10 protein-coding genes are annotated in these 17507 nt (G+C 31.5%); 5 read left to right on the top strand and 5 right to left on the bottom strand.

Annotated features, from left to right (window positions below; genetic code table 11):
- Nucleotide 1: 1 nt before the first annotated feature.
- The 4 genes from D3P13_RS20195 to guaA form a co-directional block, all read right to left on the bottom strand.
- Nucleotides 2–2137 (bottom strand): hypothetical protein, encoded by a 2136-nt coding sequence (locus D3P13_RS20195; protein WP_117885166.1) that lies wholly within the window; start codon nt 2135–2137, stop codon nt 2–4.
- Nucleotides 2138–2307: 170 nt separating this feature from the next.
- A complete protein-coding gene (locus tag D3P13_RS20190) occupies nt 2308–6339 on the bottom strand; it encodes a hybrid sensor histidine kinase/response regulator transcription factor (protein ID WP_117885164.1) in 4032 nt (1343 codons plus the stop codon).
- 237 nt (nt 6340–6576) lie between these two features.
- Nucleotides 6577–8475, bottom strand: coding sequence for a LysM peptidoglycan-binding domain-containing protein (locus tag D3P13_RS20185; RefSeq protein ID WP_117885162.1), 1899 nt, complete (start codon nt 8473–8475; stop codon nt 6577–6579).
- A gap of 30 nt (nt 8476–8505) precedes the next feature.
- The gene (gene guaA / locus D3P13_RS20180) at nt 8506–10038 is read right to left on the bottom strand and encodes a glutamine-hydrolyzing GMP synthase (protein ID WP_117885160.1); all 1533 of its coding nucleotides are present in this window, start codon (nt 10036–10038) and stop codon (nt 8506–8508) included.
- A 119-nt stretch (nt 10039–10157) separates the two neighbouring features.
- Between guaA and D3P13_RS20175 the strand changes: the two genes are divergently transcribed.
- The 3 genes from D3P13_RS20175 (at nt 10158) to D3P13_RS20165 (ending at nt 11578) form a co-directional block, all read left to right on the top strand.
- Nucleotides 10158–10541, top strand: coding sequence for a DoxX family protein (locus D3P13_RS20175; protein ID WP_117885158.1), 384 nt, complete (start codon nt 10158–10160; stop codon nt 10539–10541).
- 136 nt (nt 10542–10677) lie between these two features.
- Complete coding sequence (locus tag D3P13_RS20170; RefSeq protein WP_117885156.1) at nt 10678–11136, top strand: hypothetical protein; 459 nt, start codon at nt 10678–10680, stop codon at nt 11134–11136.
- A 10-nt stretch (nt 11137–11146) separates the two neighbouring features.
- Nucleotides 11147–11578: an NUDIX hydrolase gene (locus tag D3P13_RS20165; RefSeq protein ID WP_117885154.1), complete on the top strand. Its 432-nt coding sequence runs from the start codon at nt 11147–11149 to the stop codon at nt 11576–11578.
- Between the two features lie 2 nt (nt 11579–11580).
- On the opposite strand, the gene D3P13_RS20160 is transcribed toward D3P13_RS20165, so the two are convergent.
- On the bottom strand, nt 11581–12204 hold the full coding sequence (locus D3P13_RS20160; RefSeq protein ID WP_117885152.1) for a SanA/YdcF family protein: 624 nt from the start codon (nt 12202–12204) through the stop codon (nt 11581–11583).
- Nucleotides 12205–12300: 96 nt separating this feature from the next.
- Between D3P13_RS20160 and D3P13_RS20155 the strand changes: the two genes are divergently transcribed.
- On the top strand, nt 12301–14292 hold the full coding sequence (locus D3P13_RS20155; RefSeq protein WP_117885150.1) for a S9 family peptidase: 1992 nt from the start codon (nt 12301–12303) through the stop codon (nt 14290–14292).
- Nucleotides 14293–14487: 195 nt separating this feature from the next.
- A complete protein-coding gene (locus D3P13_RS20150) occupies nt 14488–17499 on the top strand; it encodes a SusC/RagA family TonB-linked outer membrane protein (protein ID WP_117885148.1) in 3012 nt (1003 codons plus the stop codon).
- Nucleotides 17500–17507 lie beyond the last annotated feature (8 nt).

The raw sequence follows: 17507 nt of genomic DNA, 5'->3' as shown, positions 1-17507 counted from the left end.
TTTATTGAAATTCGGGAAGATTACTAATAGTTTCTTTAAGTGTATGCATACCAATATATACATCCACTTCATCTGATGATATCCAATCATCTGATTCATGTATCTTACCATCGGACATTACAAGTTTCAATTTATACTCATATTTAAGCTCCGAACCTTCTGGCAAATAAAACGGACCAGCTGATATTGCTGACAGATCCTTTTCTATTATTATAGATGTTAATTTTATTATATTTTTTGCTTTTGGATCTGCTTGTTTACTTCTTATTTGTATTTCTAAAAATGCTGCTTTTGTAGTTTCTAATACTTTAAAACTTTTAAAATTGACAGTTTTAGTATTACTGCCTGAAGTACCTCCTGTTAGCTCATTCATAATTTCATTCATACAAGAATTACATTCATCAATTGAATAATCTATCCAGATCCGTTCTGTTTTTGATTCAATCCATTTCGGCATCAATGCACCATTAAATTTCGCTTTAGATTTTGAAGGAACCTCCGTATTGTTTAAACCCCAGGAATAAACCATTGGTAAATTGCGACCATTTTCTTCACCAATAACTAATGCATGTATATACTTTAGTTTTAGTGGAAAAGGTGTCTCATTAACCCAATTTTCAGTTCTCCAGTTGTTTGGCTGTAAAATAAATTTACCAATAGTCCTTGTATCTGCTAATGTAATTCTTACTGGTATTTTTTGTTCAGGTATGGTCTCGCTATCTGGTGTAAGCGACATGTTTCCAAAAATACCACCACCGTTTTCTGATAATGCAACTTGTATTTCTTCTTTTATTCTATTATCAACCTTCCAAGACACGTTTATTGGATTATTTATAGTTGACGACATTGTAACATTTATATCCTTATCTGGGATCTCATATGCACTTTGAAGTCCTTCAGATAAGGATATTGTAGGTGTTGATTTTATTGGTATAATTTTTAAATCAATATTATCATTTGTATAAATTGATTTATTGTTATTTATATAAGAATTTAATAGTGCTTTTATTAAATCACTCTCTTTTTTCGAAATATTAGGGGTTAGTACTCCTGACATATTAACATTTCCAGAGATTTCAGAAGATGAAGCGGTACCATATAGCATATCAAATTGATAGCCAGTATTAGTATTCCATTGCAAATGATAAGCCTCTGGTAAATAGTAAAATACACCAGAGTTCAAATTCTTATCTGAATATATATTCATTTGGATATTAGTAATATCAAAAGGAAATTCAAAATTAACATCAGTAGCCAAATTATCCCATAGAGATATTTGATTTAAATTATCTGGCCCTAATACTTCAAGTGTTTTAGCTGGATCTTTACCTCTAACCGCTTGAACAGTTTCATTTCTTCTTGTTGCTTTCCCTCTTACAGCTGGTACAACTTCATTTTTTCTTGTAGCTCTTCCTCTAACAGCTGGTACAATTTCATTCCTTCTTGTAACTCCTTCTCTTATAACCGGTGCTGTTTCACGATTACTTCCATTTTCATTTGTTGCGGTTCCAGTAGAAGTAGTCATATAACTACTATTAAAAGTGGGGCGTTTATAGGGTATTACAAACACGTGATTATCAGCTCTTAAATCTTTTGCACTTCCAATGGGCTCTAATTTTATTGGAATTATTAAATTTTCTGCATTAATCTCAGTTTTCCATAATTTTTCCAAACTGTATAAGAAAGTCGTAGGTAAAAAATTCTTTTTCTCCTTTTTTACATCAATCTGTAAATAGGAAGATTGAATTTCCGTGCCTTCTGGCAAATTATCCTCTAATGTAATCTCAACTTGTAATGGTTTTTCACCTTCTATTAAAGTGTATTTTACATTTTTAATTCCATTAAGTGATTTTTTTTCCGCGTCAATTATTTTGTAACTAACCCATGTAGATTCTATACCAGAATGATGTATTTCCAATTTTAGTGTTTTCTCTCCAGAATATAACACTGCCACTTTATCTATTTGTCCATCTAATTTTTTGGCACCAATTTGTAGAAGTGCAAAAGCTGTATCATCAATTTTAGTTAATTCTTTTCCTTGAAGTCCAGAGAAATTTTGGGCTCTAGCTCCAATCGAAAAAAGAATAAAAAATGAAATGACACTTAATTTAAGTAAATATTTTTTTGATTTTACCATAACTTCTATTTAGTGTTAAATAATAGATGTTACAATAGTAGGATTATGATGCGATAAAGTCTTTCATTATTCAGTCAAAAACTAGCAGTATTTGTGAAAATGATGGTCATAACTTTAAATTCTTGTTCATAAATTGTATTCAAAAACATTCTAAAACACTGTAAAACAGTTTATTTACGGATTCCAATAGGTGAGCATCCAAATTCTTCTTTAAATGCACGACTAAACCAGGAAGGATCTTTAAAACCGACTTCATAAGCAATTTCTGAAACGGTTTTATGTGAAGATTCAATTAATTCTTTGGCCTTTTGCAACCTAACAGAACGAATAAAAACTGCGGTAGATTTATCTGTAATGGCCTTTAGTTTTCTATAGATCTGAGATTCACTTAAACACATTTCTTTGGCTAATTGCGTTGGTCCGAAATTAGCATTGTCTAAATTTTTATGAATATTATTAAGTATTTGCTGTAAAAATTTGGTTTGAGGGTTTTCGGATTTCTCATTCAACACTATAGAAAAACCATTTTTTTCAAGTTTACTAATCAATTTTTTCCGAACTAAAACTAATTGATCTAATCGAATAAATAATTCCTTTTCATTAAAAGGTTTTGCTAAATAAGCATCCGCTCCATACGAAAGTCCTGTCAACCTATCTTTTGTAGTAACCTTCGCCGTTAAAAGTATAATGGGGATATGATCAGTGCGAACGTCTCTTTTTAACGTATCACAGACTTCAAAACCATCTTTTTCAGGCATCATAACATCGGAAATAATAATATCTGGTACTTTTTCATATGCCATTTCTATTCCGATATTACCATTTATGGCATGCATGGTTTGGTATTTCCCCTTTAAACAGGTCATCAAATAATGAGCAACATCCTCATTATCTTCAATAATAAGTACTAAAGGTAAAAGAGAACTATCGTCGAAATATGACAATTCTGTTTTTGTAATATTCAAACTTTTCTTTATAGGCTGTTCAATCGTAATTTTACCTTCTACGGTTTTAACTGCATTATTAGTAATTGGTATTTGAACGATAAAGGTGCTTCCTTTGCCCAAAACACTCTTTACTTCAATAGTTCCTGTCATTAACTCCACAAATTCCTTAGCCAAGGAAAGTCCAATTCCGGTGCCTTTTCTCCCATTAAACGACTCATTATCAACTTGAAAAAATCGGTCGAATAAATTTACAATATCATCCTCTGCGAGCCCCAAGCCATTATCTTTTACTTTTATTGAGAAAAAACTAATGTCATTTGTCTTAATTTTGTTGAGATGTACGATTACTTTACCGTTAACCTCTGTGAATTTTATAGCATTTGATAGTAAATTAGACATAATGGATGCCATCTTATTGACATCAATATCCATTACTAGCTTATCAATTTCAGAATAAACAGTGAGATTTATTTTCTTTGCTTCGGCCAAAGAATGAAAGCTCTCACTTAGATACTTTACAAATGGTATGGCATCAGTCTGCACCAGATTCAACTCCATAGAGCCACTTTCTACTTTTGCTAAATCTAACATCTCATTGACTAATTGCAATAAGTTTTTGCCATTACGGCGAATCATTTCCAAAGAAGTATCAGTACCTTCAATACTTTTTGTAAGTACATTTGCTTTGAGTATTTCAGTCATCCCTAGAATTACCGTTAATGGAGTTCTGAATTCATGAGTGATATTCGAATATAGTTTTGTTTTTGAATCATTCAATAATTCCAGTTGTTCGGTTTGGTGGTTTAACAGTACATTTTTTTGTCGTATTTCAAGGGTACGTTTATTAATAGTATTTTCTAATGTCTCATTTTTTTTCTTTAGTTCATTAGACCTCCACTTAGAATATACGGCCACAATTGTAAATGCTAGTATGCTATACAATAAATATGCCCACCATGTTCTATGCAACGGTGGTAAAATGGTAAATGAATAACTATCTTCCTTACTTATATCATTAAAAACATTTTTCGAACGCACTTTAAAACTATAGTCTCCTTCTGGTATGTTGGTATAGTCTTTTTTGGTTTCCTTAGTCCAAGATGACCAATCCTTGTCAAAACCTTCCAAGATATATTGATACGTATTGTTTTCAGATTTGGTGTAATATGGAAGTGAATATTCAAATTTTAACGCATTGTTTTTAAATGGAATTTTAAAAACAATTTCCTTGGTTCTATGAATGTTAGAACCTGTATAGATTAAAGAATCATTATTAACCCAAACCTTTCTCAACTTGGCAGTTAGGTTTTTCTTGGATAATCTCGTTTTATTTTGATTATAGAGAAGTATACCTTTAGGTCCTGTAAAGAGAACAATATCTTCCAAAAATTCCATACTATAAGTTGAAAAATCATTGAAAAGATTGTATTCATATAATTCTGAGAATTCATTTTCGGAAAATTTGTAGATTTTATTTTTAAAACCAGCCCTAACGGTTTGCCAAATAGTACCATTGCTGTCCATTCCCATAAAACCATAAGCATCTACAGATTTATCATATTGACTTGTTAAAATAGTATCTTTTTCAAAGGTATCTTCTTTTCTATTATAATGATACATCCCATTTTGTGTTGTTACGTATATTTTATTATTGAATTCATATGGAAAGTTATAACTCATAGAAGGAAGTCCAGACAACGTATCATAATGCTTTATATTAAAACCAGAATTAATTTTGTTAATATGATAAAGTCCTTTATGATAAGTTTGAAGCCAGATATTCTTGTTAGGTTCTTCTACGATTCCTTCTATACCGCCATCAATCTGGAGAAGTAATTTTTTAAACCATTTATTATTTACAAAGTTAACGTCAAATAACTTACCCTCAATTGTTCCTGCGTATACCTTTGAATTAGGCGATTTGGTTTTTAATAGAGATGTTAATGCCCAACTTTCTTTTTTTATAAATTGAGCTTTACTATTTTCATTTATTTTGTAGATATATTCAGAATGAAAAGCTAATAATCCTTTTTCTAATGAAATAATGAATTTAATGCTATTGTCTATGCCGTCAATTTTATTAAAATAAGGTTCTTTGTTACTTGCTGTCAAACCTTGTTTTTCTAATTGATATAACCCCTTACTATCAACTAAGAAAGTATTATTATGATAACTAACTGACCTCACTCTTTCAGTTAATCCGTTTAATTCATTAAAACTTCTAAACGGAGATGCCCAATCAATCTTAGATATACCATTATCACTCCCAACCCAAATTGAACCATTACTATCTTCATAAACGCAGAACAAAACATCACTTATGAGACCATGTTTTTTCCCAATCCGTTGCTTTATTTTTCCAGTTTTACCATCAACAATATAAAGACCAAAGGAAGTTGTTGCCATTGCAAAATCTCCGTTAGATAACAGGATCCCTTTATATATTGGATGTTTTAAAAAAATTTCATTACTACTTTTATTAAACGGAGTAGTTGTTTTACCATTAAATAACAAAAGACCTTGATTAGCTGTAACTATTACAACTTGATTATCTTGATGAGGTAATATCACATTTACTTTTGAAATATTATTTTTTAAAACATCTCCACCTGGAATTAAAACAAGGGAATCACCCACAATTTTATGTATACCAATCCCTTTAATTTCTGCAAATAATGTGTCTTTTATTCTAAAAATTCCTCCAAATTTAGATTCAAATCCCCACGTTTTTAAATGTTCCCCATTCCATCTAAAAAGATATTTCTGTGACATAAAAAACACTTCATTATTTAGTGCAATTGTAGTCCAAATATTTCCAAATTTCCGATTTGTCAATTCTAACTGTTCCATTAAAGAATGTAAACGCATTTGCCCCAATTCATCTGGTTTTAGATAGCCTAGCTCATTTGTCCCTCCAAAATATATCGTATCATTTATTTTAGTTAATGATCTAATTAAATTTTTATTTTCAAATTTTATGGTACTCCAACTACTTCCGTCAAATTGAACAATTCCGTCTGTATTTCCAAAATACATTAAACCGTCATTCCCTTCCAAGATGTCCCAATTTTGAGGGTTACTTTTATAATCATCTGATGTGAAATTTTCTATATATGGTAATCCAGATTCCCAAATTTGTAAAGGAGTAAAGTCACGGTTAGAATTAATGTTCTCTTGAGAAAATGAATTATAAAATGTGAAGAAAAACAATATTATTAATAAATGGTAAGAATGTTTTTTTCTGATAAACAGCATGAATTCAAATTAAATTTGATTGACTCTTAAAATAGTTCTATTTAAATGTAAGAAAATACATTGACTCTCAATACATTTCACTTTCACAAGATACTTAAAAAGTATAGTATGCACAAAAGGGTTTTCCCCCATTAAAAAAGGGGGTTTCTCCTGTTTTACATCATAGCGTACTTTTAACGCATAAAAAAAGCCCGAAAAAAAAATTTCAGGCTTTTTTATATTTGATCAATAAGATCTTTATTCTTCTATAGTCTCTGTAGTTTTCGGTTTTTCAACATCTACCAAATTGAGTCCATCGTATTTCACTAAGAATATACCCTTGTTTATATACCCATTATTACCATTTTTAGTATACAAAAATTTACTTGTAATTCTTTCAGAAATGCCTCCTGAAAAAGCACTATTGACCATTGCATACGTTGCCATACGAGCTAAAGCATCATAAGTTATATCAAAACCTTTAAAAGCATAGTCAGAGGGATCTAGATAATTCTTCTTCTTATACTTAGAAATAAATTGCTGTACATTAATACTATTCTCATCCACAAAGTTCTCTGTAGCATAATGCAAATTAACCCTTGCCAAATGATGATTTTCAATTTTCTCAAAATTAGCTTGATGTCTCAGTGCGAAAAGTGTAATACTAATTTTTTCAGGCATTACCCCTAAGTTCTGAATTACATCATTAGTTACTGATGAATCATCTGTCAATAAAACTACCCAATTCTCTTTTTTATCTAATATATTCTTTTTAAAATAATCTGGTCTAATATATCCTTTAACAGGACTTAAAATTCTGAGTTTACCTAATGTATCAATAGCCTTTAACTCAGCAATTGTTTTATTATATTTTAATTGGTTCTCTTGGATATCATCTTTAATAACAATTAAATTTTCACCCTTATAATTCTTTTTAATATACTCGAGTACTTTTTGTGATAATTGATCTTCTGAAGGTGTATCTTGAATTGTATTTTTTGCCGCAAATGCACCGTGATCTTTTGAGGAAACAGGAGAGATAATTGCGGTATTTTGATTTCCTAAACTTTGAGAAACAAATCTTACATTATTTAAAAACATTGGACCAATAATAGCATCAACATCATTAAATTCATTCATTTTAAGAATAGTAGAAACCTCTGTTAAACTATTTTTAGTATCAAAAACTTTTGCCGTGATATTCAATCCTTGCTTTTTTAAAGAATCTAAGGCCATTTCTGCTCCTAAATAGAAATCTGTCGCAATATCGTCTAATCTAGGTTTACCCGAAGAAAAAGGTAACATTATTGCTATTTTCAACGTATTATTTGATAAAAAATTCTCTGCAAAAACCTCACTATTATTAAGAGTGACTACTTTAGGAATCATGATAATAGCTCCCACTTTAGCTCCAAGTTTCAAGTCTGGATTATACAATACTAGTTGCTCTTGAGAAATTTTAAATTTTTGACTTAAACTAAAAAGTGTTTCTCCTTTTTCAATTTGATGTGTTATTTTATCATCATTTATAGCATCTGGTATTTCAACTCTATTAGGTACCTTAATTATGGCATCTGCTTTTAATCCTTCTTTAATCTGAGGATTCATCTTTTCTAAATCTGCCACTGAAATACCATAACGCCTCGCTATCATGTATTTTGTTTCTTTCGCTTTAACCAAATAAGGTTTAACTGTATTGTCTTCAGCCTTTACTTTCTTAACCTCAACTTGATAGCCTCGTTTTACTGGTATTTTTATAACTTGACCTGCTTTCAGATCGTCCATCCTTAAAACTTCATTGTGTTTTCTTAAAGTCCGTTTAGAAGCACCAAAATCCTTTCTCAACCTGAAATAATTCTCTTTCGGCAATACCTTATGGTATAAAAAACCATCCAATACATAATCGCCATCTTCAATATTTGGAACCGCACTATACTTATTATTCGGCACAATAACAACCTGATCTATACTTACTTGATTGTTTTTAATATCAGGATTTAGCTTAAAAAAATCAGCTTTACTAACACTGAATTTTTGAGTAATACTAAATACTGTTTCTCCTTTTTTAACTTGGTAAGGTAAATACTTCTTCTCTTGAGAAAAAACACTTACCGTTACTAATAGAAAAAAAAGTAATGTTATTTTTATTTTATTCATCGTAATTAATTAATCTATTTAAAAACGGAATTACTCCCACTCTATTGTTGCTGGTGGCTTAGAACTGATATCATATACAACTCTATTAACACCTTTTACACCATTTATTATTTTATTTGATGTTTCCTGTAAAAATTCATATGGTAAATTCACCCAATCGGCTGTCATTCCATCTGTTGAAGAAACCGCTCGCAAAGCTACAACTTTTTCATAAGTCCGCTCATCACCCATTACTCCTACTGAATTAACGGGTAAAAGCATGGCTCCTGCCTGCCAAACATCATCATATAAATTCCACTTCTTTAAACCATTTACAAAAACGGCATCAACCTCCTGTAATATTCTCACTTTTTCTGCCGTAATATCACCAAGAATTCTAATTCCTAATCCAGGACCTGGAAACGGGTGCCTACCTAATAATTCAGGGTCAATTCCCATCGTTTTACCAACTCTTCGTACCTCATCCTTAAAAATCATGCGTAAAGGCTCCACAATTTTCAATTTCATAAAATCAGGTAATCCTCCTACATTATGATGACTTTTAATAGTTGCCGATGGACCGCCTGTTACAGAAACTGATTCAATTACATCAGGATAAATAGTACCCTGTGCAAGCCACTTAACATCTTTAATTAGATGTGCTTCATCATCAAATACTTCTATAAACGTGCCACCAATGGCTTTACGTTTTAATTCTGGTTCTGAAATACCTTCTAGAGCTTTCAAAAAACGTGCCGAAGCATCGACACCCTTAACATTAAGTCCCATATGTTCATATTGATCTAATACGCTTTCAAATTCATTTTTACGTAATAACCCATTATTAACAAAAATGCAATATAAATTCTTTCCTATCGCTTTATCCAAAAGAACTGCAGCAACTGTAGAATCAACTCCTCCAGATAAACCTAGTACTACTTTATCATTCCCCAATTGTTCTTTCAGTTTACTGACCGTAGAGTCAACAAAAGAATCGGGTGTCCAAGTTTGTGCAACATTGGCTATTTTAACTAAAAAATTTTCTAAAATTTGCTTCCCTTCAGTAGTGTGATATACTTCTGGATGAAATTGAATTGCATAAGTATCCTCATCTTCTATTTTAAAAGCGGCATGCTCTACATCTTCCGTACTCGCAATATTTTTATATCCTTTTGGTAATTTTAAAATGGTATCCGAATGGCTCATCCAAACTTGACTACCTTCATTAACTTTAGTAAAAAACTCTTCACTATGATCTACTTTTGAAAGTTTGGCCCTTCCATACTCTCTTGTATTGGATGCACCTACCTTTCCGCCATAAAAATGAACTAAATATTGAGCTCCATAACAGATACCCAATAATGGTTTTTTTCCTTTAATTTTTGATAAATCAGGTTGAGGAGCATCTTCAGCATCTACCGAACATGGACTGCCAGACAATATAACAGCTTTGTATTCGTCTACGTTAAATTTATTACTATTGAATGGAAATATTTCGCAGAATATATTTAACTCTCTAATACGACGAGCTATTAATTGAGTAAACTGTGAACCAAAATCTAAAATGAGGACTTTTTCTTGCATCTGCAAAAATAAAATTTAATTCCTAAAACTTGAGGACCTTTTATGATTTGTTTATAAATTGTTTGAATATAGCTGTATGATTTTAATTGATTTTCGACTAAACCCTAAATTAAATCGCTATGAACTCTAGAATTCACTTCACTTTAAGATTAATAGTGGCCCTTGTATTAGTTCAAACCTTGTACTTTAAATTTTCTGCACATGCTGACAGTGTATATATTTTTAACACCCTAGGTCTTGAACCCTATGGGAGAATTACAATAGGTATCTTAGAATTGATTGCTGCTATTTTATTATTTGTACCCAAAACCATTTGGCTTGGAGCATTACTATCATTTCTAATTATTACTGGAGCCATATATGCTCATCTAACCAAATTGGGAATTGTAATTAATGGAGATAGTGGTAAACTTTTTTATTTAGCGATTACAGTCTTTATTTTATCTGCTATTATTTTACTAAAAAACAGAAAAAACATACCATTTGTCAACAAAAAGATGTAATTCATTGATTTTGATCAATTTGCTCAATAATATTCGCTATATTTGAAGTCTATCAATTATTTTTCTAACAATCATATTTTAATCCTAAGTATTAATCCATTCAACTTAAATGGATCAATGCTCAAAATTGTTGTACATGATATTAGAATTAGAAAAAAAAGTTAGAGAAAACACTTTGCTCATTGACCAACTGATTTCCAACTATTTTTTAAATCATCTTTCAAAGAAAGATGTTCAAACTATTAATGGACTAACGGCTAACAATCAGTTCACTTTTAATCAAAAGGTAAAATTATTTTGTGATGTAGTAACGATGTCAAATATAGACCAAGCTAAATTTAAGGTCTATGCTAAAATAACTGCTGATTTGGAAAACAATGACATTCTAAATCCCGCTTATTTCCAAAATATCAGAAATTATCACACTTTCCTTATGAATACCTATTCTGCAGCATCAGATTCGAATTCTACGCAAGTAAAACTTTTTTCAGCAACTAGCAGGTTGTCTAATAATATTGTTAGACTAACGCAAGTTTATACTGAAAAACCTCAGATTTATGCTCAAAAAGGTCTTAGAAACATTTTTTCTAGATAACTTTGTTTGAATGAAACAGGAGATTCGAAAAGCTGTAATGGCCGTAATTGTAAATATCGAGAATAAGGTATTAATTGGTTCTTCACCAAGAGATGGCGGTTTTAAATTCCCGCAAGGCGGATTAGATAAAAACGAACATTTTATAGACGGTATTATACGTGAATTAAAAGAAGAACTGGATCTTGATATTACTATTAATGATATTTCTCAAAGTTATACTGAAACTGTAAAGTATATTTACCCAAATGAGGATAAATATATTTTTAAAAGTCAAGAATTAAATATTGTTAAGGTAACGTTTAACAATCAAATGAAGCTTATACCTCAAGATGATGAGTTTGAGGAGTTAATTTGGATAAACCCATCAGAATTACTAAACTACAATACATACTTTAGAGCACAAGCATATGAAAAGGCGTTGGTAATTTGCGGTCTTTTGTAACTTTATTTAATTTCTATTTTGTCACCTAAAAAATGAGGTTTTACGCCAAAGAGTAAATCAACAAAAACTTTTACTCTTGCTAAATATTCTCGCATCATTACTTTTGTACCTGATTTGCCTCCAACGTCTTTGGCATTGAAGCCAATACTCTTAATACCTTTTTTTTCTGCGAGATAGATCGCTCTTTCATTATGAAATTTTTGAGAAATAAAAGTTACTTCTGTTAATCCAAAAATTTCTTTCGCTCGCACTACAGAATCTAAGGTTCTAAAACCTGCATAATCGAGAAATATTCGTTCAGCAGGTATGCCTTTAGCAATTAAATCATTTTTAAAATCAGTCGGCTCATCATTGTTAACGGAACTATTATCACCACTTACTAATATAAATTCAATTTTCCCCGCCTTGTATAAGGCTACTGCCGCATCAACTCGATATTGATAGAAAAGATTGATATTACCACTCTTTAAAAGTTTAGAAGTACCTAACACTACCCCTACTTTATTAGACTTGATTTGATTAATATTATCAAAAACCCTATCAGATGAAAAATTATATATAATGTAATTAGGGATAAAGACAAATAGAGATAAAATAATTACGAGGAGTAAAATTTTCTTTTTCATAAAAAATAGGTTTGGCAAAATTTAATTGTTTCTAAATTTAAATTAATATTCTTTTATATAATATATTTGTTAGAACCTTAACTAAATTTTGACATTATGAAATCAAACTTCTATAAATTTAGTATTTCTATTTTATTCATTTGCTTTTGTCTTCAAATGAATAGTCAAAAAGCAATTGACATTGCTGATTTAATGAATTTAAAATCTGTAAGTGATCCTCAGATTAGTCCTGATGGAAAATGGGTGGCCTATTTAACCACAGAAATGGATTTAAAAAAAGACGAATCACAGTCACAACTTTGGATGATTTCTATTGAAGGTGGAGCTGCAATTCCAATGACCTCAAAAGACTTTTACTCCCCTAGTTCTCCACGTTGGAGTCCTGATAACAAATACTTGTCTTTTCTAGCGTCAAAAAAAAATGAAAAAACCCAACTATATACTTTAAATAGATTGGGAGGTGATGCAGAGCAAATAACCAATATCAAACAAGGAATTCAAGGTTACGAATGGTCACCAGATGGTAAAACGTTTTTATTAAGTATTAAGGATGCAAAACCAGAAGAGTTAACGGAAGATAAAAAAGATGATGAAAAACCGAAACCAATTGTAATTGACCGGTTGCAATTCAAAAGAGATTATGTAGGCTATTTAGATCGATTCAGGGTGCATCTCTATTCATTGAAAATTGGAGACTCTATTCCTTCCCAACTTACTTTTGGCGATTTTGACGATTTGAATCCAACGTGGAATCCAAATGGTACTCAGATTGCTTTTCAAAGTAATAGAACTGAAAATCCTGATGGTAATTCAAATACTGATATTTGGATTGTTTCATCTAAAAACTCTTCAGATGACAAAAATTTAATCCAAGTTACTACTAACGGTAATTCAGACACAAATCCTGTGTGGAGCAAGGACGGTAAAACAATCCTTTACAATACAATTACTGATGCTAAAGCGATGTGGTACGCAACTCAAAAATTAGCCATGGTATCCGCAACTAGCGGTGAACCAAAAATATTAGCGAATGAATTAGATCGAAACATCAGTAAAGCACGTTTTTCAGATGATGGTAAATCCATATTCTTTATAATAGAAGAAAATGGTACGAGCGTTTTAGGTTCATTAGATCGTTCCGGAAAAAATTTGAAACGCATTATCAAGGGTGATTTCAGTATTTCTGACTACGATTTAGTGGGTTCGTCAATCGTTCCTTTGTTAACAAAAAGCAATGAACCTGCCGAAGTTTATAATTACGAAAAAGGAAAACTCATTAAACTTAGTACAGTAAATGACAAGCTATTTGAGAATATTTCAAAACCGACAGTAGAAAAAATAAACTTTAAAAGTAAAGATGGTATGCCCGTTGAAGGTTTTGTGGTAAAACCAATAAATTTTATAGCGACAAAAAAATATCCTTTAATTTTATGGTTACACGGTGGCCCTGTTAGTCAATATGAATTTGGATTTAATGATGAGGCAGAACTTTTTGCTGCCAATGGTTATATTACCTTATTGATTAATCCACGAGGCTCTTCTGGTTATGGGCAACCATTTTCTGAAGCATTGTTTGCCGATTGGGGTAATAAAGATTTTCAAGATGTTATGGCAGGTGTTAATTATATAATCGATCAAGGTTATACTGATGAAAATCGTTTAGGTGTTGGAGGATGGTCTTATGGTGGAATACTAACTAATTACGTCATTACTAAAAGTGATCGCTTCAAAGCTGCTATATCGGGTGCGAGTGAAGCACTTTACAGAGCCAATTACGGACATGACCATTATCAATTGACATGGGAATTAGAACTTGGTTTGCCGTGGGAAAATGCAAAGGCTTGGGAAAAAATTTCTCCATTTAATGATGTTGCAAAAATTATTACACCAACGTTATGGGTTGGTGGTAGTGACGACTGGAATGTGCCTATTCTAAATTCAGAACAAATGTATCAAGCTATGAAACGCTTAGGGCGTGAAACGCAATTGGTTGTTTATCCAGGAGAGCATCATGGTTTAAGACGACCTAGCTTTATAAAAGATCGGTACGAACGATATACAACTTGGTTTAATAAGTACTTAAAATAAGTTTACGTCATATCTTAAAAAAATATTTTTTATTTACTATTACATGTATTTCTATTTACTTTTATATGTGTACCATTAAAATTGCAGGGGCAACGGAGTGGCAATAACGAATTCACCACTCACCCCCTTCAAATAATTAAAACAAAGCCTAATTTACATAAATTAGGAAAATTAATTTAATTTAAACTCAGATGTATGAAAATTAAAAGTTACTTTTTTTTCGGATTATTTTTTATTACATCGATAATTTTCGCACAAGAAAAGGAAATTTCTGGTACAATTATCGACGAACAAGGTATGCCTCTGCCAGGGGTAAGTATTATTATTGAAAATACCCAAACCGGAACAGAAACCGATTTTGACGGTAATTATTCTATTAAAGCTAAACCTGAAAATGTTTTGATTTTTTCGTTTTTAGGTTTAAAAACCGTCAAACAAACAGTAGGTAAAAAAACTACAATAAATGTTTCTATGATTTCGGACAATCAATTGGAAGAAGTGGTAATCGTTGGTTTTGGAAAACAATCTAAACGAACAGTTACTGACAACATAGCTTCTTTGACCTCCAAAGATCTTAATAATATACCCATTTCGAATTTGCAAGGTGCATTAACTGGAAAGGCGGCAGGCGTACAAATTCAACAAATAAATGGTAAAGTTGAAGGTGGTGTTAAAATGAGAATTAGAGGTGTCTCAACGATATCATCATCACAAGAGCCCTTATATGTAATTGATGGTATGCCATTGATTAATGATGATGAGAGTGTATCTGATGCTCCTATGAATCCATTAATTTCTTTGAATCCAAACGATATTGAAAGTATTCAAATCTTAAAAGATGCATCATCTGCTGCAATTTATGGTGCTCGAGGTACCAATGGAGTTGTTTTAATTACCACAAAACAAGGTAAATCTGGTAAAACTAAAATTTCAGTAAACTCTTCTTATGGTTGGAGTGAAGCAACAAACACTGTAAAATTTCTTAATGCAGAGCAATATGTTGAGTTATTTACAGAAGCATCTGCTAACAGTTATGGTGCAGATGATTTATGGCTTACAGAACCAGGAGGTTATTTTGATGATATGGCAAACGGATTAGATTGGCGTAATGGAGAAGTCGATACTGATTGGACAGATTATGCTTTAGTAAACGGATCAGTACAAGATCATTCATTCTCTATTTCAGGAGGTGATGAAAAAACAGTTTTTTATGTATCTGGTGCTTATAATAATACTGAGGGTATTGTTCGTGGTAACAGTTTAGAACGTTACTCTTATAGAGGTAATTTAGATCATAAAGTTTCTGATAAATTCCGTATTGGTCTAAACAGTAGCTTAAGTAAAACACAAATTTCAAGAATAGGTACAGACAATTCATTTTCTACACCTCTTCAAGCAATAGCTCAATCACCCTTAAACCCTGCTTATTTAGATGATGGGGTTACACCCAATAATGAATCTACAATTTATTATAACTTTTTAATGCAAGAGTATAATGGTAGTTGGGATGTTAATATTACAAGAGCAATTATGAATACTTTTGCTCAATATGATTTTACTCCAGATTTAAGCTTTAGAACTGAAATAGGGTATGACAGCAACAATCAATTGGATGAATATTTTGCGGGTAGTTTAACTGAATCAGCTTCTACAAATGGATATGCCGACGCTACCTCAATACAATCAGACAAATACAACATTAACAATTACTTTACTTATCAAAAATCTTTTAACACTAGTAATTTAGAAGTTGTAGCTGGAATGAGTTTCGAAGAGAGTTCTAGAAAAAGGCAATATGTTGCTGGAACTGGTTTTCCCTCTGATGCACTTCAAACCGTTGAGAGTGCTTCAGAAATCACTGCTGGATCTTCAAGCAGAACTAAATATAACTTTTTATCCTATTTTAGTAGAGCTACATTTTCACTCTACGACAAATATCTTTTAAAAGGAAGTATTAGATATGATGGATCTTCTCGATTTGGTGCTGACAACCGTTATGGAATTTTTCCTGCAGCTTCAGTAGGTTGGATACTATCAGAAGAAGATTTTCTAAAAAACTCTAATACTGTATCATCTTTAAAATTAAGAGGAAGTTATGGAATTACAGGTAATGCTGGTATTGGAAACTTTGCTAGTTTAGGTTTATATAATGGTAGTGCGTATAATAAAACGTCTTCATTGTCTCCTTCTCAATTAGCAAATAGCGATTTAAAATGGGAGCGTACAACTCAAGTGGATGTTGGTTTAGATTTTGGCTTATTGAATAATAAAATAACTGGTGAAGTTGATTATTATGTTAAAACAACTAATGATCTCTTATTAAATGAACCCGTACCAGGTACTTCTGGCTGGAGCTCAATTACTCGAAATGTTGGATCGATGCAGAATAGTGGATTTGAGTTTGTTTTAAATACTACCAACGTCACAACTTCTAATTTTACATGGAATTCTTCATTAAACCTTTCCACTTTAAAAAATGAAGTAACAAAATTACCAAATGGAGATATTGTAGCAGAACGTAATCTAGTTAGAGAAGGTGAAACCATATCTTCTTTTTATTTAGTTGAATATGCCGGTGTTGATCCTGATAATGGCGATGCTCTTTTCTACACAAATACAACAAATGCAGATGGTACTTTAGACAAAACCAAAACAAATGTTTATAGTGATGCTGAAAGAATTGTAACTGGAAACCCATACCCAACGCTAATGGCCGGATTTACCAATAACTTATCGTACCGAAATTTTGATTTTTCTTTTACATTTCAAGGCGAATGGGGTGCTTCTATATATAACGAAGGTGGTAAGTTTCAATCTGGTAATGCTAGATATGAAGACAATCAAACCGCTGATCAAATGAATAGATGGCAAAACCCTGGTGACATTACCGATGTTCCACAAGCAAGAATGTACAGTACAAATGGACAACAAGCTTCAACACGGTATTTAGAAAAATCTGATTTTATAAGATTACGAAATCTATCACTGGGCTACACTATACCTCGGAATGTTACTCAAAAATTTTCAGTAGACAGGTTGAGAATATATTTTACAGGTGTTAATTTACTGACATTTACTGATTATACTGGTTATGACCCTGAATCTACATATGATAATTATGGTAATTCAAGTATTCAAAAAGGTATTGCATTTTATTCTGCACCACCGGCAAAAACGTTTACTCTTGGATTAAATATAGACCTATAAAAAAAAGA

The organism is Aureibaculum luteum (assembly GCF_003449015.1).
Taxonomy (GTDB): Bacteria; Bacteroidota; Bacteroidia; order Flavobacteriales; family Flavobacteriaceae; genus Aureibaculum; species Aureibaculum luteum.
The sequence above is the reverse complement of the archived record's forward strand: the minus strand, read 5'-3'. Positions and strand labels throughout refer to the sequence as shown.